This is a genomic window from Priestia endophytica (assembly GCF_026790145.1).
Lineage (GTDB): Bacteria > Bacillota > Bacilli > Bacillales > Bacillaceae_H > Bacillus_I > Bacillus_I endophytica_A.
On the sequence record NZ_JALAMS010000014.1, the window covers coordinates 133,858 to 153,718 of the forward strand.

The following is a 19,861-nucleotide window of genomic DNA, read 5'->3' on the forward strand; positions in this document are numbered from 1 at the left end:
AACTATAATATGGCTTCTCCACAAAATTATAACAAGTTTATTATCATTTTTAATATCATTATCTTTGTATTTGCTGTGCTGCTGACAGTTGCAAATATCGTGAACTACCAAAATACAGATAATGGATTAGCTTTTATTATTTTAAGTATTTTAATTGCTGTAGCAAGCGCTGTGAGAATTTATAAACTTTTCAAAAAGACAAAATGACCATCACTCCCCCCTCTTCTTTATGTGAAGATGGGGGTTTCTTTAGTTCAATTTCTATTTCTCCATTTGTTTATCATGTTCGACAAGCTCCGATAATAGGACATGAAGAACGCTTAAAATCAACAGAGCCTAACAAGGAGTTGACATGATGACGTATGATTTTATGCTAACGTTCATTATTGCTTTTTTAGTTGTTAGTATAACAGGATTTTCATTAAACCTTTTCCTCTTACGCAAAAAAGAAAATAAACTAAAGGTGCGGATTGTTCATCTTGTTCAAAGTATCCTAATTGCTGTGCTTTTTCTCTTGTTTATTTAAACAACCTCGCATAAGAGCGTATTTTTCCTTTCTATGCTTTTATGCGAGGTTTTACCGTCTTACTCTTGAACTAACGAAACACTCTAAAAGTTCTCCAACTCCTGTCTTTATCCTAAAGGTGTTTTCTCCGATTGTTACGCCTCCTGTTACCACTATCGTGATTCCCCTAATTATAAATAGCCGGTTTTTTATGCATTTTTATTCCCTTATTTTTACAAGCATTTTAATTATCCCCTTTCTCACGAATTAAACGAAAAAGAGAAGACAGATGTTGTCTTCTCTTTTTTACATTTATAATGCTATTTGAACAGGGAGATCATCGCCTTTCCCATGCCCAATTTATTTTTCTACCCATTTTCCATTGTCTGATTTTTTATACTTCTCTTCAACTGCACTCCAAGTTTCTGACTCCTTTTGGAAGCTCTTCTAGCGATTGATAAGGCATTGTTATCTCTCCTTTACTTGTCTTGTTTTATAGTTTTTGTTTCCCCTAATTATAAAAGTTAAACAATACGAGATCTTACAACGGTTTATATAAAAAATAACATATTCAATGTTCAGGATTGGATAATAAAGTGATTAAAGGAAAGAAAAACGGGGTAGATGAGAAGGGACATTCTATTAAACAAGAGGAGGAATTTGTGTTATGTTTCGTCATCAAAAAGAGTTACAGTTCGAAGTAAAAGTGGATAAGCCAGCCCCAATGCTAGCAAAACAAGTACAAGAAGTTTTAGGCGGACAATTTGGAGAAATGACGGTTATGATGCAATATCTCTTTCAAGGGTTTAACTGTCGAGGAAATGAAAAGTATAAAGATATGTTAATGGACATTGGTACAGAAGAGATTGGTCATGTTGAAATGCTTTGTTCTCTTATTAGCCAGCTTTTAGATGGAGCTTCCCCAGAAGATCAAGCAGAAGCAGCTAAAGATCCAGCAACATCAGCTATTATGGGTGGAATTAACCCTCAACATCTACTTGTAAGTGGATTAGGCGGTTTACCATCAAATTCTCAAGGAGTACCGTGGAACGGAAACTATATTGTAGCAAGCGGCAACCTTTTAGCAGATATGCGTTCAAATTTACATGCGGAAAGTCAAGGATGACTTCAAGTAGCGCGTTTATATCATATGACAGAAGATGAAGGGGTACGCAAAGTGTTCCGTAAAATGCTTGCTCGTGACCGTTATCATCAATATCAGTGGATGGAAGTTATCAATGAATTAGAAGAAAAGAATGGTGTTGTTGTTCCTTCTTCATTTCCACCTGAAGCTGAAAAAGAAGCTCAAGAAGAAGCATATAAATTCTGGGATCTCTCAGAAGGAACAGCTTCAAAAGAAGGTCCATGGTCACAAGGAACATCACCAGACGGAACTGGAAAGTACGTTCATGTCGAAAATCCTCAGCCGCAGGGACAAGCTCCAAATCCAAATGTTCCAGATCCTGCGCTTCATCATGATTTAACAAAAGAAAAAGTAACATCTAAATAAGTAAAATATCCCGCAATCATTTGATTGCGGGATATTTTTGTACAGGAAACAGTTCAATTTCTTTTATTACTTTCTCTATGTACCCGAGTAAACGCTGTTCTCTCCCGTTATTTGTGAAGTTGAAATCTCTGTTCATCTTCCTTTTTCACCCTATCACCTATAAGTTCAAGCGCAAAGAATATAGCGTACATAATGGTATAGAACAAGACTTCTGAAACGATAGAGTTGAATGTTGCAATGTTCATAAAAGCTACCATTGTTTTCATATAAAGAAAAAATAAAAGAAACTGAAAAATGTGAGATAAAATAATCCTCTTTTTGTTGTTTCCTTGAAAGTGTCTCATAACATCTTCTAAAATAACGTCCACAGGTACAAGAATTAGGAACCCAAGACAAACGTGCAAAGATAAAAAAAGCGAACTATATTGATGTGTATAGTGCACGTCGAGAAAAAGACTCAGAATGTACTGAAGACCTGTGAGAAGAAATAAAACAAATGAAAGAGCAAAAAGCCCAAAAACGAAAATTAACGAAATATTTTTCATATAACAATGTAGAGAAGAGTTTGTATGAAAATATACTTCTCTCATCCCTCCTCTCGTTTTTTGAACACCATCCATACTTTCTATAAGAATTGGGAATGTTCTTATTTTAACATATTTCCCTCAACCTTTTTATGATATAGCACGAGGGCATTTTCTGTTCCTCCTGTCTTGCAAGTAAATTCCTTTTCATCCCTCCTTCACACTTTTAAAACATGATAAATTAAAAAAGGTCTTAGTCATAACTTCTGACCTTTTCTTCTGATTCCTTCAAATATCTTTATATTTTCTAAAAAAGGAGCTATCTTTTGAATACAAATGAAAGAGCACTACAATTAAAGGAAGCTATCACTTGGTATGAGAAAGGTTGAAATGACTATTTTAAAGATCCTCATTAGGTTAGCGGATTTATGTATGCTCTCTTTCAAATGAACGATATGCCTCGTGCCCAAGATTTATTACAAAGCCTCATTACGGAGAAAAAGCAAAACATTAAAGATGCTAAGGAAGATAGGGATGAAAGCTGATCAGAAGATCATCGTAAAGAATATATAAAAGACGAATTGAAGCATCTTAAAGAATTTGAAAATATGATAAAAATGTTGCTTCCCTTTCTCATCCCGAGCTTGAATTCACTCCTTCTTTTCAAACTGATTGTTACTTATTTGGATGTCCGCGCCATCACCATCCTGAATATAAGAAATAGAAAAGGAGCCTCCATGTAGGAAGGCTCCTCTTTTACTTATTCTTCTCTTTTCTTACGGCGAAATGGCCACCAGTTTCCTTCATAAAACGTAACAGTTACTGCTGGGATAAGCAGTGGTAAAATGACAATTCCGTATAGAAGCAACCCAATGATAATGACTGTTGCAACTTGAACAAGCGTAAGAACGCCTGATGGAATCATAGCTGCGAACGTTCCTGCTAAAATAATGGATGCTGTAATAATGACAGATCCCATTTTACGCATTGATATTACCATTGCATCTGGTATGCTTTCCTTAACTTCTTCTTGGAAACGATCAAGTAAGAAAATAGAATAGTCAATTCCTAATGCAATTAAAATAACAAAGCTAAAGAATGGAACAGCCCAGCTTATACCACTCTCACCCATCACATTTACAAATAGAAACTCCGAAATCGAAATCGCTGTGTAGTATGTGACAAGCAGTGAAGCAATCATATATACAGGCATGATCATCGAACGGAATAAAACGGTAAGCACAACGAAAAGTCCAACCATCATAATAATCATGGTTCTTGAAAGATCTGTTGTGGAAATATCGTTTAAGTCTGCATTCGAACTTGAAATGCCACCATACACAATTTCAGCATCTTCAAAAGGTGTATCAATAACAGCACGATCTACCGCTTCTTCAATATCTTTCACCGTTGTGATTGCTTTTTCAGAATACGGATTTGAATCTAACACAACGCTTAGTTTTAAACCTTTTCCATCATCAAATGAATAGGTGTCAATCGATTGTTTAAAATCTTCATTTTGCATGGTTTCTTCTGGAATATAAATGCCTGTTTCACGAACAGTTTGACTGTTGCTCATATTCCCTAACGTGTCTTTTGCTTTTGTAAGACCATCCGAAATTTGTGTTAATCCATCATTGGCATCTTTCACACCTTGAGAAAGTTTGCTTAAGTTTTCACTTAGCGCTTTTGTTTGTTGTTGTGCTCCTTCAATTTGCGTGTTTGCTCCTTGTAGACCTTCTGCAATTGTGCCAAGTTGTCTATTAATCGCTGTGATTTGCGGAAGAGCTTCGTCAACGTTTCCTGTTAAAGCAAGTTTTTGACTTACAAGTCCAAGCTGTTCATTTGCTTGTGTTAAGCCGTCCGCAGCTTGTGAAAGAGAACTTCCGCTGTTTCCTGATGAAGCACTTGTTTCACTTGAAATTTGGTTTAATCCGTTTTGGACTGTTGTTAACCCTTTTTTCACATCGTTAAGACCATTAATTGTATCTCCAAGCCCATTTGAAACAATCCCTAGCTGTGAATCAACGTATAAATCTTTAATACGCTCACCTGTTGGCTGTGTAATTGTCATAACTGAGTCAACGTTATCTACTTTTTCAATCTCTTTGCTGAGATTTCCTAAGTATGGAATGCTTTTGGCTGTTGTTAAGTCTTTCTCGCCTTTGATGACGACTGTAACAGGAAATGCCTTTCCTTCTCCAATCGCTTCACTCATAGCATTTAATCCTTTAATGGATTTATAATCGCTGCTAATTTCCGCCGTTGAGTCAAATGAAATTTCTTCATCATATGTGAGAATAAACGGTACTGTAATGATCGCTGTGATGACTAGGAATAAAAATGGTCTTTTTACAGAATGCTTCCCTAAAAATCCCCAAAGCTTATTTTCACTATGTGAAATAACTTTTTTCGATGGCCAGAAAAGTTTTGGACCAATCGTAACGAGAAACAATGGTAAAAGAGTAAATAGCACAAGAAGTAAAATAGCAACTCCAACGGCTACACCGACAGCAGATTGGAAAATCGCAAATTTTGCAAATCCAATGGCTGCAAAACCAATTAAAACGGCAATCCCGCTAATAAATAATGTTCGTCCTGCTGTGCGGTAAGCAATTAATGTTGCTTCTACTTTATCATGTCCGTTCGCAAGCTCTTCACGGAAGCGAGTGAGAATTAAGATACAGTAGTCTGTACCAATTCCAAACAGGATGGCTACTAAGAATGTTTGTGTAAACGTAGAAATTGGGAAGTCAAAACTGTGCACTAAAATGGCCAACAATGACTGACTAATTAAATACGTAACACCAACAATCAAAATAGGAACGAATGGCGTTACAATTGAACGGAATACAACAAGAAGCAATCCTAAAATTAAGAAGACTGTAATGACTTCTGTTTTCTTCAGTCCATCTTCAGAACTGTGGGCAAAGTCTTGATTAATGAGCGATGCCCCTGTTACATAGGTTGTTAAACTTTTTGGTATTTCTTTATAAATATCCTCTGCAATTTTTTCAACTTCTTCATCAGATCCTTCAACAGTTGCCGGAATAAGTACAGTTTTTTCATCTTTTGACATCAGCTGTTCTCGTACTTCTTTGTCTTCTGTTAAAGGAGTTGTAATCGACTTCACCCCTTTAATATCTTCCATTTTCTCTATTAAGCTTTGAATATCTTTTTCTTGCTGTTCATTCAACGCTTTATCTAGCGTAACAACAACGCTTATCGTGTTATTGTCTTCTCCTGCATCTTTTAAGATTTCGGCGGCTCGCTGAGAAACCGCATCATCTGGAAGCTGTGTTTGCCCTTTTTCACTCGCAAGCTTTGCTAAGTTAGGAGCCGTTAGCATCAACACAGCTGTTAGGACAATCAATAAAGCAGCGATTACCCATTTAAATTTAATGATTAGTCTCATCTGTACTATCTCCTTTTGCAATTAACGTTTCTTTTACGGTTGTGAAAACATCGATAAATGTATCAATTTTTTCATCTTCTATATTGCTTAATATGTCCTCAATGACACTAAAAATCGCTTTATCCATTTCACTAATAAGCTTTTCACCTTGAGGTGTAATGCTTACTAATTTTGAGCGCTTATCGTCATTTCCATCAGAGTTTTCCCATTGAACCAAGCCTTTATTTAACAATTTTTTCAATCGGTTTGAAATCGCACTTTTATGTACGCATTGTACAAGAGCCAAGTTTCCTGGTGAAGAAGGACCTTTAATTTTAAGAGTGTTTAACAGTTCATACTGCTGTTTAGAAACGTTGTCAAATAAATTTTGGTCCACTTTTTTACTAATCACTTCAGAACCTGTAAGCAAAACGTCTTCAAAAAGTTTAACCGCTTGGTATAAGTTCCTTTTAGCCAATTTTCTCTCCTCTTCCTTTACATAGTTTATAGGGATAAACAATACTACGAAGTATAGTTTATAGGGTTAAACAATCTATTGTCAATCCTAAATGTTCAATTGCAACTCCTTTAGTTATTTATCCCTCTTTTTAATCATTAATATTTGAGAATTTTTCATAGAAAGAGCTCTTAACATTTTCATGGTTATCTGTGGACAAACGGAGAGAGTGTGGTCGGTTTTAATTAGAGAAGCAAAAAAAGCATCTAATTATAATATTAGGTGCTCTTTTTGCTAGCGGAAGTTGGTTTCATATGAATGTTTGCCATTTGTGTATTTTGTGTAACAAAATAATAAACACTCTAGAACAGACCTCCAAGCTTAACATGTCTAGTTACTCGTTATTTATACAGCGTTCAAATATAGAATAGGTTCATAAAAATAAATTAGATCTACTCCTCATTGTTGTTACATTCATTTAGCTTTTCTTATGTCACCTAATTTATTTTCCCTTAAGTGATTAGGCGATTTAATAAGGATAGCTATAATAAAAGATAGAATGCAAAGAATCCCTATGATAATAAATGTTAGTTTGAATTCTCCTAGAAATGCTCCAATGAAAGAGCCAGCAAGTGCACCTAAACCAAAGCCTTGATAGACAATTCCATAGTTTTTATTATGATTTTTCAAACCGAAAAAATCTCCTACAATAGCAGGAAATATAGTAATATTTCCACCAAAACAAAAAGCGATGACTGCGACACAAGCGAAGAAAATTCCATAATTCAACTGAACAAAACTCAGCATAAGCACAGCTATAGCTGTAATTAAAAACGTGGAGGCAATGACTTTCAAACGACTAACCTTATCAGATAGTGAACCGAGAATAAGACGACCGACTGTATTAAAAATAGCAATCATAGCCACTGCATTAGCCGCCACAGCAACATTTAAATTAGCTAATTGAACACCTATGTCTTTAACAATGCTAATCAAATATAAACCACTCATACATGCTGTAAAGAACATAATGAAAAGTAGGTAAGCCTCTTTCGTTACTAACATTTCTTTAACCGTATAACCCCGTTTATTCTGCGTATTCTCTGCATTCATAGGTGTTTCCTCTATAATAGCTTCTCTTAGAAGTAAAGATCCTCCAACTACCATGACCATAACGATGATACCCCAGTAGAAGAAGGTTTGGGAGATACCTACATGATTAATGAGAGCTGTATTAATGTATTTAAAAATTAAGCTTCCTAATCCATATGCAGATACAGAAACTCCAGAAATGAGCCCTTTACGATTCGGAAACCATTTAATTAAGTTAGATAAAGAGGTAATATAGGCTGTTCCATCAGCAAAACCTACAACAATACCCGCCAGCAAATAAAGCATTAGGAGTGAAGAAACTTGTGAAGTAAGGATTAACCCTAACCCAAGAATAAAACCAGATAAAGCAATTAATTTACGAATTCCCCATTTTTCTTGTAGCCTTCCCGCAAATAAAGTAGCAAAAGCTAAAGCAAAACTCGTGATAGAGAACGTTATAGCTACAGAACTAAGCTCCCAATCGAATTTATTAACGAAGGGTTGGTTGAATAAACTCCATGTGTAAATTGTCCCGAGTCCCATTTGGACAATAATTGTTCCTAGAATAAGAAACCCAGGGTGAATATCCTTGCTTTTCATCATAACCTTCCTCCATCTTGATATTCAATGTTCTTAGTTGTAGGAGTTTTAGTATTAATAAAACGTCAACCTATAAGTCAAAGGTTATTGTATCCAAGATAAAGAGGAAGATACGCGGTCTTCTTAGGATTTATCTTGATGAATAAAAACAAGCTGTATATACGATTGTAGATTCATTCATTCTACTCTTAGTTGCTGAACTACATAATATAGATTAAACCCATTTGTAAAAGTATATCTAAATAAAAAGAAAAAGCGTAAACCCGTTGTCACTCAATGGATTTACGCTTTTTCTTCTGATAACCAACATAATGTGCCCGCCATTCTTTATATGATGGCAGACATTTTTGTATTTGATTCTTAAAAACGTTTAAAGCAAAGCCTAAAGAATCCTCTTCATTTACAATGAATATTCCCAGTTATTATTATATAAGGAATATCGTTCACCACGATACGCACGGGCACCTGCTGGAAAATCTGTAATATTTGCTTCAAAGACAACTTCCCCATTTTCACTTACTTCAAATATAGCACTATGAGTATCTTCATCTAAATAACCAAAGTTTACTAGACGGTTACCTGTTTGAGGGAAGAAACGCGTACTTCCAACAATATTGGTAAAGTGATCAGCACCTAGTTCTTCACCAAAACTCCAAATTTCTTTTGCTGTAAGTTTCTTTTCGTTAATACGATATTGGACACCACGGCTGTAGTCCTTTGAAAGCGATTCATTACCGCGTGTTACCACAACATTATTATCATATACAAGAAGATCAATTGTATCTTCATTATGATCTTGATCTGGTAAAATTACCGGGGCGTGTTGACCTGCAGTATACTTGAAGCTATCACCTGTTCCAGCTACTAAGTATTGTTTATAATCATCTGGCCAGCCTTCTTCATCTGCCATAATCCATATAATTTTGCTTGTTTCATAATTAATTTTCATTATTAAATCTTGGTTGCGGCTAGAGATAATAATACTGTTGTCCGATTCATCAAAAACAACCGCATTTTGGTGAAACCAATCAACTTTGCCATCCTCACGTGTAGTTTCATCATATTCTTCATAAAACTCACTTGGCAATAGCTCCTTCAAATCGATTGTTTTGACGATTTCTCCAGTCTCACGGTCCAATTCAATCATAATATCTTCAATGTAATTTGTATCTCCGTTTACTGTTAGCAATAAATTACCACTCGGTAGTTCAATCGCATCGTGATGAACCATTGTCATTTCTTCCGATTTACCTTCATTAATCGCATTATCGGAATTCAATTCGTAAATTTTATAGTACTTACCTAGATAATCCATTTCTACTAATTCGTTATAAGTGTCATCACTATTGTCTGCTTTCGTTAAGTATAAAATATGACCATTTTTAAGTTCTTGGAATACATGACTGTTGTATCTTATACTATACCAACGTACATCTCCATTTGTATCATATGCATATGGATACTTTGTACTTGGGACGAAGAAGGTAAGTGAACTATTCCCCAGTTCCATTTTTTCTGTATTAGCTTTTTCAACATTTATATTTCCAATATAGTCAGGCAATTTTTCTGTTTTCATACTCAGCGTTTTTTTCGTTACATTTCCGTTCTCATTTTCAACGGTTACAGTAACCTTATTTGTTGTATTAGCTAGTAATCCTAATACAGGAATTTCATGTGTTGTTTTACACTCTTCATACGTATGTGTAATGGTTGTCTTTTTCGTACGGCCAGGCACTTCAACGGTTACCTTTGAAGGTTCTTCTGTTTTGAATAATACAAGTGCTGTTAATGGTGAATTACCATAAGGGTCTTGTATGACCAACATGTTATCCTCATTGTACTCTCCACTTTCTAGTTCCTCTCTATACGTTTGCTCTACTTCTTCTTGATTTTCGATTTCGTCTGTTAATAATTTTGTAACAACGCCTTCTGTTTTACTTGTAGATTCTGTTGTTTCAGTTGTATTTCCTCTAAAAGAAGAACCTACAATGAAAGCAATTGTTATAGTAGCAATTACTATAGTAAAGAAAGCCATAATAGCTTTAGAAATATATTTGTTCATTTTCATACCTCCGACACTGTCTATAACAACTATATATTTTGAATATGTCGGGAGTGTATCAGCTCTAAAAGTCTGAAGATTACAAACAATCATTTGTGATGAAATGATTATTATAATTTTTAATATCGATAACCAAAATTATGGTGACTAAGATTGTATGAAGGGCTTCAATGTATAATCGGATAACTAATTACACTTTATTGTATGATTAAAGGAAAAATAATAGTTCGCCATCTTTAGAAAGTTTATTAGTAATTGCTATAAGTTTAATAATAAAGATCCTAAATAAAAGACAGCAAAAAGAACCTTTTGCTTATCACTAGCAAAGGATTCTCAAATTTATATAAATGGGAAACATGTTATTAATCTGAGCAGTTTTATAGATTCATATACATTAGATTCTACAACAAATAGGAAGCATTCTCCGTTTGTGCTCTTCTTATCTAATCAAAGGGATCATGTCTCCCTACTATCTAAACATCAAAAAATCCATTGGTTTATATTAAGGGATTTAAAAAGTGCCTTCTATATCCCGTATTCTTGAAATCATTGTGATATTTCCCCCCTGTATAAACGTGTTCATATCCGAGTAAATTAAAGATGCCTTACTCTTTACGTTACATTTACACTTTTTTTAATTAAAGTTGGATAGATATCAGGAAGATTCAAGACATTCTAATTCATCAGGACATTGAAATGACGATGTTATGCTTATATGGCATAGGAGATAAATTACTTTTTAGGAGGATAAAATGAATAATCATATTAAAACTGAATTATCATTATTCAGTGAGCTTTTATTGTCTTTACTGTTAACACTTTGCTTTGGTATTTATTGTTTAAAAACCTTTGATCCATTCCCATGGCTTTCCTTTATCGGAGTTCTAATTGGAATTGCCCTTATTGTTACTTGCTGGAAAGAGAAAGAAAACCAATGGACTTTTTTGGTTAGTGGCTTATTAGTTAACGCCATTGTTTGGTCTGTCATTTTTAATTGGTCCTCTCTTTTCTAACTATATTCATTTTATAAAATATAAAGCAGCTTGAGTCGCATTTATTAGGCACAGGCCGCTTTGTATTTTATCTATTTCTCCATCGTTCCATGTATGATTATTCCTTTTTCTGTGATAACCATTCAGCCACAATTTTAGCCTCTTCCGCAGAAATAACCCCACCTGGCATAGCGCCTTTACCATTATTAATGATATCTTCTATTTCATTTTGTTGATATTTTAAACCTACTCTATTTAAAGGAGGTCCAGACCCACCTTGTAAGTTGTCTCCATGACAAGCTATACAGTTTTGACTTACAATTTCTTCTGGATTACCGGTTGTTGCTTCCCCGTCCTCATTTTGTAGATCTTGAGTTCCTTTATAAAAAAACAGTAAAAATAATAGACATCCTATGAGAACAATATTGATTCCAGAAGTAATCAATATTTTTTTCATATTATAACCTCCGAATTGAAATTTTCTATAATAACTTAATTATGATAAGCAATAAAGGTGAAACCTATTTTCTGATTTAGTAACGTCAGCACCTGTTTCGTTCATATTTTATTATTTACATCCAGAGCAATTATTATCGCTATTATCTATCTAAATAAAGAACCATTAAGCCAAAAGTTAATGGTTCCTTGTCCTTTGTCGCTTCTTTTTTCTTTATGTTATGCAAGCTTATTTTTGAGGTTGGCTTTCACAAGTTGCCCGCCTTTTTCTAAGTATTTTTGAATACCTTCAGCAGCCCGATACGCCAATGCACCTACTGTTCCTGTAGGGTTATAGCCTCCGTTATGTGGAAAAGCAGACGCACCAATAACAAAAACATTCTCTGCATCCCACATTTGGAGATAATTATTGAGTGCAGATGTTTCTGGATTGTCTCCTAAGATAACTCCACCAGTGATATGGTCATTCCATCCTGGTACGATATCAAAGTGTTCACTTATTTCCCCTTTCTCGACTAATTCCGCGCCCATTTCTTCTATAATTTCCGCAATTCTGTCGGTAAGAAAATGAAAAATTTTAGCATCATGTTCAGTGAAATCATAGGTTAATCGGGTCAGTGGGAGTCCATATGCGTCTTTATAGGTCGGATCCAAACTAATATAATTATTGCGATGTGGCAAAGAAGTTCCCTGAGCCCAAGCAGCAATAGAACGGTTATAGTACTTGATGGATTGTTGTTTAAATTCTTTCCCCCATGGTTTAGTTCCTTTAGGAACCGCATTTTCTAAAATTGGCCGTTTGCCTAATTGTTTAATTGAAATGGACCCACCATGAATGAAATCTAGATCAGTATGATCAAAGAAATCGCCGTTATAGTCATCCACTGTTACACCGAGGGCTCCTGCCCCCATAGAAGCATTATATTTATCCTTAAAGAAGCCTGTTGCTTTTGCGGTGATGTGATAACAGTAGTTTTTACCGATCACACCATCACCGGTTTTTGGATCATATGGGCGACCAAGTTCAGACAACAGCAACAACTTGGAATTATTCATTGTATAACTTGTCAAAACAACTACATCTGCAGCCTGTTCAAATTCTTCTCCTGTTTGCACATCTACATAGCGTACTCCGGCAGCTTTTTTTCCATCATGAATAATACCCGTTACGTTGGAATATGGACGCAAATCAAAATTACCAGTTTTCTCAGCTGCCGGAATGACTGTCACAACCGGAGTAGATTTTGCTCCGTATTCACAACCGAATTTTTCACAGAATCCACAATATTGACACTGATTTAGCGTTTGACCATCCGGATTTGTATAGGTTTGTGAAAGATTACCTGATGGAAGACGGAACGGATGAAGTCCAAGGTTTTTAGCAGACTTTGTAAAAAGCTCCAGCATTGGTGTAGTTTTCATTGGTGGATTAGGATATGGATTCTTTCTTGGTGGTCCAAGAGGGCTCTCTTCCCCGCTTGTGCCAGCTGTTTTTTCAAATTTATCATAATAAGGTTCTAATTCGTCGTATGTAATGCCCCAATCCTGAATGGTATACTCATTAGGAATTTTATTTTCCCCATATTTTTTTTCGGTCATTGACTTCAGCTCGAAATCATATGGAAGAAAACGCCACGTATCCCCATTCCAATGGGTACTCGCTCCGCCTACTCCAGTTCCAAGCAGAAACGCTCCAAGCTGCCTCATCGGTAATGCCTGCTCATCTGGGTTATTTCTGAAAGTAATAGTCTCTTTCGACAGATCTTGCATTAACTCATAACGAACAGCATATCGATACTCATCATGCACCATTTGGTAATCTTCAGTTGTTTTATATTTTCCTCGTTCAAGGCCAACGACTTTTAAGCCTTGTTTTGCCAGTTCCGCAGAAATAATGCCCCCTGCCCAACCGATACCTACTACTACAACATCAACCTTGTCCAATTTTGTAACCATAGACTTTCTCCTTTACATATGATCATTTAATGCGATTGGTCCTTTTTTTATAAATTTTTCTTCTTCGATCTCATTCAAATAGCTCATTTGGGCGCCCGGAAATTCTTTCATATTCCAACCTTCCATATCGGCATTTCCGCCATACAGAGGATCGGCATAAGCACCGGAAAAAGTAGCAGATATTAACGTATTAAAGAAAAATGAAGCTTTTACGCCTTTTATCTCTACCTTATCTTCTTCAAACTTAGTCAACAATTCATCTTGCTGTTCATCCTCCAGATCGACAAAGGAAGCATTATAATCATTTTTACTGACCTCTTCAATTTTACGAAGCCCTTTTAAGAAAAGGTCACGTCGTTTGAGGGGTGATTGGTAACCTTGAAATTCACTTCCTAAGAAAAAAGGTCCTTTCATATATTCTCTATCATTATGTCCATATCCGCTTGCCAACTCATGGTCAATAAAATAAGGAACGCCTAATTGAATAGCTCCTGGGCCATTTTCATCTTCAGGAAAAATGCGTTCAGTGGCAGCGCTTAGCGTATCAAAATCCTCACGACGGGTGAAAAATTTTAAAGCTCTGTTGTAATTTTTCTTTTCGCTTGTTGGAGGAGGAGGTGACTGTTGGTTATTCCCCTGGACACTAGTGCCTATAAAGGTTCCTAATAGGGTACCTCCCACTACTAAACCAGACTTTTTTATAAAGCGTCTGCGCGAGTGATTTATGGTATCTTTTTCATTAGTCATGTAATTTCCTCCATTTTTACATTTATTAATAAAGTATCGGTATCTCTAGGTAATTTAATACAAATATTACAACTTTTCTCATGAATTAATGTAGTAGAGGGGTTTATGTTGATATGGAGAGGCATAAAGGGTAAGAGTGAATAAGTTATTGCTTCTTTTGCCTCCCATCCTTTATTTTTAATCAACTCCTAAAATTATGGCCTTGTTAAAGAACCATGCTGATTTTTGAGACTTTAATATAGCCAAGATTATAAAAAAAGAAACTCTGATTCAGAGTTTCTTTTTTTATCGTTCTATTAAAGCATTTTATTCATTCTCTCTCTTATTTTCATCGTTCAAATCTTCTAGATCTCCTACTGGATCTTCTGGATCTGGAACTGCATCTTCTTCTACATTATTGTCCTCATCAATTCCAGATGGCATTTCGTTTTCTTTATCACCATTAATATCATCTACATCTTCCGTTGTATCATCTATATGGTCATTCATCTTATCAATATTATCCGCATTTTCATTTTCATCCACCTGATTTTGATCGTCTTGAGGATTAGGATCCTGATTTGCATTACAGCCCACTACTATCAAAGTGGATAAAAATATACTTGTCATGATAAGATACCGTTTTTTATTCATGATCATTCCCCTTTCTTGATTTATATCATCTTTAATTCTTTACTTTACGATTCCCTATGTAATAAGAAACATGTATTACTAGATTAAAGTACTTAGAAAAAGCCTATACTTTTGTCATTCATTCATAAAATATGTGGATAGAATTGTTAGTCTTTTTGAATCACGTATAAAAAATGAACAGCTTTGGGAATATATGAAAAGAATTATAAATAAACGGTGTCCTTACGACTGTCAACCGTGAGAGAAGCGCTAGGTGATCCTACCCGAAAACTTTGAAAAGTAGTGCCCTAGAGCTTATGTACAGAAGAATCTTTTTGAATGGAGGATTTAAGTGATGTTTCAAAATATCGGTATTCCAGGCTTGATTCTAATTCTTATTATTGCCCTTGTGATTTTTGGACCTTCTAAATTACCTGAGATCGGGCGAGCTTTTGGTCGGACTTTGACCGAATTTAAGAGCGCAACTAAGGGGTTAGTTTATGAGGATGATAAAGAGGAAGAGAAAAAACCTCAATTAACGGCTGTTGAAAAGCCGCAAGAGAAATCGGTAATTAAATAAGGAATATATAGACGGGGTAACTCGTCTATTTCTATTTTATCTCACACTTATATGATAGCAGGAGGCAACTGACATGGAAAACGACCATGGAGAACTTATTGGACATTTGAATGAACTTCGTCAAAGAATTATTAAAATCTTGTTTACCTTTATCATTTTCCTTGTGGCTGCATTCATTTTTGTAGAGGATATGTATAATTGGTTAGTTAGAGATCTTGATGGGAAATTAGCTATCTTGGGTCCAGGTGATATTTTATGGGTATATATGATTATCTCGATTATATGCGCCATAGCTTTTACTATCCCTGTAGCTGCATACCAGGCGTGGCGATTTGTAAAGCCGGCTCTAACAAGAGAAGAGAGTATGGTGACTTTAAGCTTTATCCCAGGGATATTTGTTTTATTTATTACGGGGATATCTTTTGGATATTTTGTACTGTTCCCGACCGTATTAGGATTTTTAACAAACTTGTCCGTTGGGCAGTTTGAAACAATGTTTACGGCAGAGGAATATTTTCGCTTCATGCTTCATTTGAGTTTACCCTTTGGTTTCTTATTCGAGATGCCTTTGGTTGTAATGTTTTTAACGAGACTTGGAATTCTTAATCCAATGAGATTAGCTAAAGCAAGGAAACTCTCCTATTTCGCCCTTATTGTTGTGTCAGTTTTAATCACTCCGCCTGATTTTATCTCGGATATTCTAGTGATTGTTCCTTTGCTGCTTCTGTATGAATTGAGTATCACCATTTCCAAGTTTGTTTATAAGAAGCGAATTGAAAGTGATGTTTCGATATAATCCAAACAACTATGATAGACGATGGACTTATTGCCTTATTCAAAGTGCACAAGTTTGAACAAAATGAAGCAAGGTGTTTTTTATAGAAATCGGGCACAAACCGTCCGTTTTTGTTTAGCGGAAATCCGGTAGTTTGTGCTCATAATCATGAACATTTTCGTAATACCTAGGATGGTTCGGTTCTAGTGCAAATCTTGAAGCTTCTCAAAACATAAAGATAATGACGATATTTAAAGTAAAAGTCCAGATCCCTTTTAGACAAAGGATCTGGACTTTTCTCACTTCCCCCAAGATACATTATGTGAACCAAAAATTAGAAATGATTTTTACGCTCTCGCTCCATCTTTTTAACAAATGATCTATATACTAAAATCTTCATATTAATCTTTTATTAACACAGCTCTAAAACAATTTAGCTCTCCCCATATTGTTGAAACTAAAACATTAGAGGGTTTATCAAATGAGTAATCACCATGAAATTTCAATTTCACCTTATCAAGCAGTACCTTTAATTCCCCTAAATTAATAGCAGGATAGTCAAAGGTAACGATAAGTAAGCCTTGATCTTTTAATGTTCTCCTAAATTCTTTAAAGGTTTGCTCCATATCCTCTTTACTTAGATGTTCTAAAACAGAGATACAGAAAATTTTATCAAAACTCTTGTTTTGATATGGGAGGTTTGTCAAAGAGGACTGAGAAAAATGGATAGGATTGAAAGAATGATTAAGAAAAGAGTCGTCAATTACGGTTCCATAAGTATCCTCAATATCTTTAAGGATAGAGGATTTGGATAGAATTCTGCCATCAATATCACAAGCGTATACTTCTTTGCATTTATCAGCTAAATAAAATTTTAATGGATGAGAAAGTCCACAGGCTGCATCTAATACAATATCCTCAGTCTCAGCAAAATTCTTTGCCCATTCATATTCATGTGGTCTAGTCTCCCAGGTATTTGGCAAGTTAAAGACAAAATGCTTTGAATACGGATCAGTTTCAAGGATAAATCTTGAAGTAAATATACTCATCGTTCTCCTCCTTTGGCTGAGGATAAATCATATTGCTAAACTTTTTCTAAGATAATAAAACTTGCTCCTGACAATTCTTTATATTTTTGCTCAATAATTTCCATGACTTTGTAGTCTCCGTATTTAGATAAGCAACTTAAAATATCGCGATCCTGAATTGTTGGAATACCATACACAAACTCTTCTGGTTTAGTAATCCTCGTATACAAAATAATATAAGAAGCTTTGCAAGAAAAAATATCATCTAAAGTTTTCCAGAAATCTTCTTCATTTGTAATATGATATAAAACGTCTAAACACACTACTAAATCGCTTGTGAAATAGCCATTATTCATAAAATATTTAGGATTATATAGGAGAAAACTTTTTGTCTCCTCTTTTTCAAACGTCTTTGAGCATATATCTATAGACGTTGGTGAAATATCCATCCCTAAGTAGTTAGGATAATTCATATATTTCAATTGGTTTCCATCTCCACATCCAAATTCGATCACCTTGTGAATTTGTTTCTTATTTATAAACTGATTAATTATATTCGCCTTGAATTGTGCTAAAACTCCGTAAGACCCTTTTCCCGAATTCCCTCCATTTGAATAATTCTCTTCCCAATAGTCAATATAGCTAAATTTTTCTCCAGTTTTATCGCCCATACTTTCACTCCCTCAAAAATAATTGAAAGTGAATTCCCCTTACTGTTAGCCCTTCACTCCTGTTATAACTGTTTTTATACAGCTTTATTATTCATGGATTCGTAATTTATACCTTGCTATTCATATGCTATTGATAAAAGAAAAAGAACTCTCCTTATTGCCCGGAAAAGCTCTTTTTTCCCCTTCTTAAATTGAATATATATATCTTCTGTATATCTAACGAGGGACCTCTCATTTTATTTAAACGGTTTTTCCCCTTACGTTCTTCGCTTTTATTAAAGTACGATCATTTATTTTATGTCTTTTTCTTAGAAATGGAGACGAGACTTGTTATTGTAGTGAGATGGTTATGACGAACCTTATAAATATTAGGGATAATTTCACTGCTCTCAAACTGTCCCTTGTTTTCCAAAAAGTTTTATGCCTTTACATTCCCAAAGCATTTCTTTTATCCTTAGATCTGTCAAACATACTGAGATATATTGCTACTATACTAATGAGAATGATTACTGCTCCCGAGATAATTAAGGATGCATTTAATAATAAAATAAACCCTAATCCTGCTACAGAAGTGATCGTGGAAAGTATGGTCCATGTTGAAAATGTTTCCTTCATGCTTAACCCAAAATATTCTTTAATCATCCAAAATCCTGCATCATTAACATGAGAGCAAATTGAGCTACCTGCTCCAGTTGCAAGAGTTACTAAGGCTAAATTAGCATCGTATTGAGCCAGCATTGGAATAACTAATCCTGAAGTAGATATAGCTGCAACTGTAGCTGACCCTAAAGATATACGTAATATCGCGGCAACTAACCAAGCAAGTATAATAGGTGACATTGAAGTTCCTTTAAATAATTCTGCTACATAGTCCCCTACCCCTCCATCAATTAGTACTTGCTTGAAAGCACCTCCACCTCCGATAATTAATAGCATCATACCAATTGATGCTATTGATGATGTACAAGAATCCATCACTTCTTTTATTGGAGTATTTCTCGCTATTCCCATTGTATAGAATGCAAGAAATAAAGATATTAACATTGCAGACGAAGGGTTTCCTATAAGACGGACAATTTCTATTAATGTATTATCTTCAAATCTTACTGATTTTTGAACCATATCAAGAATTGTAGATATAGCCATTAATAAAACAGGGAACATTGCAGTCAATACACTTATCCCAAAACCTGGTGTTTCTTCAAATTGGAATGTTTTTTGTTCGCCTAAAGAAGCTATATTACCTGTTTTGTTAAATGCATTAGGTACAATTTTTTTAGCAAGCTTCGTATATAGAGGACCTGCTAAAATGACGGTTGGTATTGCAACAATAATACCGTAAAGTAAAACTAATCCAATATCTGCACCATATTCACCAGCTATTACTGTTGGTCCTGGATGTGGAGGTAAGAAACTATGAGTTGCTAATAAGGCTGCAGCTATAGGGATACCTAGGTGTAAAATAGAAACTCTTAATTCTTTCGCAATTGAAAATACAATTGGAATTAATAAAACTAATCCTACTTCAAAAAATAGTGCTATACCCACAATAAACGAAGCAACTACAACAGCCCACTGAATTCTTTTTTCTCCAAATTTGTTAATTAAGGTTATTGCAATACGCTGGGCTCCCCCTGCATCAGCAATTAACCTACCAAGCATTGCACCAAGTCCAAATATTAAAGCTATATGACCAAGTGTACCTCCTAATCCGCCTTCAATTGATGTAACAACATTTCCTAGAGGCATTCCTAGTGCTAAAGATACAATAAAAGATACAATAATTAATGAAACAAATGTATTTAATTTGAATCCAGTAATCAAAATTAGCAACAGAATAATCCCAATCGCTACTATAAGTAATGGCATAAGAAACCCCCAAAAAAATAATCAAAATACT

General features: G+C 35.0%; 17 protein-coding genes and 1 pseudogene. 6 read left to right on the forward strand and 12 right to left on the reverse strand.

The window, feature by feature from the left end; genetic code table 11:
* Nucleotides 1-9 precede the first annotated feature (9 nt).
* The 3 genes and pseudogenes from MOC86_RS11570 to MOC86_RS11580 all read left to right on the forward strand — a co-directional run bounded on the left by MOC86_RS11570 (nucleotide 10) and on the right by MOC86_RS11580 (nucleotide 2,015).
* Nucleotides 10-207, forward strand: coding sequence for a hypothetical protein (locus MOC86_RS11570; protein WP_019394356.1), 198 nt, complete (start codon nucleotides 10-12; stop codon nucleotides 205-207).
* Between the two features lie 148 nt (nucleotides 208-355).
* The gene (locus tag MOC86_RS11575) at nucleotides 356-526 is read left to right on the forward strand and encodes a hypothetical protein (RefSeq protein WP_268584327.1); all 171 of its coding nucleotides are present in this window, start codon (nucleotides 356-358) and stop codon (nucleotides 524-526) included.
* Between the two features lie 646 nt (nucleotides 527-1,172).
* Nucleotides 1,173-2,015: pseudogene (locus tag MOC86_RS11580) on the forward strand (manganese catalase family protein).
* A gap of 107 nt (nucleotides 2,016-2,122) precedes the next feature.
* Here the strand turns inward: MOC86_RS11580 and MOC86_RS11585 are convergent.
* The 5 genes from MOC86_RS11585 to MOC86_RS11605 all read right to left on the reverse strand — a co-directional run bounded on the left by MOC86_RS11585 (nucleotide 2,123) and on the right by MOC86_RS11605 (nucleotide 10,144).
* Entirely contained in the window at nucleotides 2,123-2,605 is a 483-nt protein-coding gene (locus MOC86_RS11585; RefSeq protein WP_268584328.1) for a hypothetical protein, read from the reverse strand.
* A gap of 694 nt (nucleotides 2,606-3,299) precedes the next feature.
* A complete protein-coding gene (locus tag MOC86_RS11590) occupies nucleotides 3,300-5,954 on the reverse strand; it encodes an MMPL family transporter (protein ID WP_268584329.1) in 2,655 nt (884 codons plus the stop codon).
* On the reverse strand, nucleotides 5,938-6,411 hold the full coding sequence (locus MOC86_RS11595; RefSeq protein ID WP_268584330.1) for a MarR family winged helix-turn-helix transcriptional regulator: 474 nt from the start codon (nucleotides 6,409-6,411) through the stop codon (nucleotides 5,938-5,940). Before MOC86_RS11595 ends, MOC86_RS11590 begins: the two co-directional genes overlap by 17 nt.
* A gap of 453 nt (nucleotides 6,412-6,864) precedes the next feature.
* Nucleotides 6,865-8,082 (reverse strand): OFA family MFS transporter, encoded by a 1,218-nt coding sequence (locus MOC86_RS11600; protein WP_268584413.1) that lies wholly within the window; start codon nucleotides 8,080-8,082, stop codon nucleotides 6,865-6,867.
* 400 nt (nucleotides 8,083-8,482) lie between these two features.
* A complete protein-coding gene (locus MOC86_RS11605) occupies nucleotides 8,483-10,144 on the reverse strand; it encodes an aryl-sulfate sulfotransferase (protein WP_268584331.1) in 1,662 nt (553 codons plus the stop codon).
* Between the two features lie 752 nt (nucleotides 10,145-10,896).
* On the opposite strand from MOC86_RS11605, the gene MOC86_RS11610 reads away from it, so the two are divergent.
* On the forward strand, nucleotides 10,897-11,157 hold the full coding sequence (locus MOC86_RS11610; protein ID WP_268584332.1) for a hypothetical protein: 261 nt from the start codon (nucleotides 10,897-10,899) through the stop codon (nucleotides 11,155-11,157).
* Nucleotides 11,158-11,254: 97 nt separating this feature from the next.
* On the opposite strand, the gene MOC86_RS11615 is transcribed toward MOC86_RS11610, so the two are convergent.
* The 4 genes from MOC86_RS11615 to MOC86_RS11630 form a co-directional block, all read right to left on the reverse strand.
* Nucleotides 11,255-11,593 carry a c-type cytochrome gene (locus MOC86_RS11615; protein WP_268584334.1) on the reverse strand — a complete coding sequence of 113 codons (339 nt, stop codon included), beginning with the start codon at nucleotides 11,591-11,593 and terminating at the stop codon, nucleotides 11,255-11,257.
* Nucleotides 11,594-11,811: 218 nt separating this feature from the next.
* Nucleotides 11,812-13,548 (reverse strand): GMC family oxidoreductase, encoded by a 1,737-nt coding sequence (locus tag MOC86_RS11620; RefSeq protein ID WP_268584335.1) that lies wholly within the window; start codon nucleotides 13,546-13,548, stop codon nucleotides 11,812-11,814.
* Nucleotides 13,549-13,560: 12 nt separating this feature from the next.
* Nucleotides 13,561-14,295, reverse strand: a complete 735-nt coding sequence (locus MOC86_RS11625; protein WP_268584336.1) for a gluconate 2-dehydrogenase subunit 3 family protein — start codon at nucleotides 14,293-14,295, stop codon at nucleotides 13,561-13,563.
* Between the two features lie 306 nt (nucleotides 14,296-14,601).
* A complete protein-coding gene (locus MOC86_RS11630; protein WP_268584337.1) occupies nucleotides 14,602-14,928 on the reverse strand; it encodes a hypothetical protein in 327 nt (108 codons plus the stop codon).
* A gap of 334 nt (nucleotides 14,929-15,262) precedes the next feature.
* On the opposite strand from MOC86_RS11630, the gene tatA reads away from it, so the two are divergent.
* Complete coding sequence (gene tatA, locus MOC86_RS11635; protein WP_019394379.1) at nucleotides 15,263-15,487, forward strand: twin-arginine translocase TatA/TatE family subunit; 225 nt, start codon at nucleotides 15,263-15,265, stop codon at nucleotides 15,485-15,487.
* Nucleotides 15,488-15,560: 73 nt separating this feature from the next.
* The gene (tatC, locus tag MOC86_RS11640) at nucleotides 15,561-16,283 is read left to right on the forward strand and encodes a twin-arginine translocase subunit TatC (RefSeq protein WP_268584338.1); all 723 of its coding nucleotides are present in this window, start codon (nucleotides 15,561-15,563) and stop codon (nucleotides 16,281-16,283) included.
* 380 nt (nucleotides 16,284-16,663) lie between these two features.
* Here the strand turns inward: tatC and MOC86_RS11645 are convergent, their stop codons facing one another.
* The 3 genes from MOC86_RS11645 to MOC86_RS11655 form a co-directional block, all read right to left on the reverse strand.
* Nucleotides 16,664-17,311 (reverse strand): class I SAM-dependent methyltransferase, encoded by a 648-nt coding sequence (locus MOC86_RS11645; RefSeq protein ID WP_268584340.1) that lies wholly within the window; start codon nucleotides 17,309-17,311, stop codon nucleotides 16,664-16,666.
* A 35-nt stretch (nucleotides 17,312-17,346) separates the two neighbouring features.
* Nucleotides 17,347-17,961 (reverse strand): class I SAM-dependent methyltransferase, encoded by a 615-nt coding sequence (locus MOC86_RS11650; protein WP_268584341.1) that lies wholly within the window; start codon nucleotides 17,959-17,961, stop codon nucleotides 17,347-17,349.
* A gap of 426 nt (nucleotides 17,962-18,387) precedes the next feature.
* The gene (locus MOC86_RS11655) at nucleotides 18,388-19,830 is read right to left on the reverse strand and encodes a GntP family permease (RefSeq protein WP_268584342.1); all 1,443 of its coding nucleotides are present in this window, start codon (nucleotides 19,828-19,830) and stop codon (nucleotides 18,388-18,390) included.
* Nucleotides 19,831-19,861 lie beyond the last annotated feature (31 nt).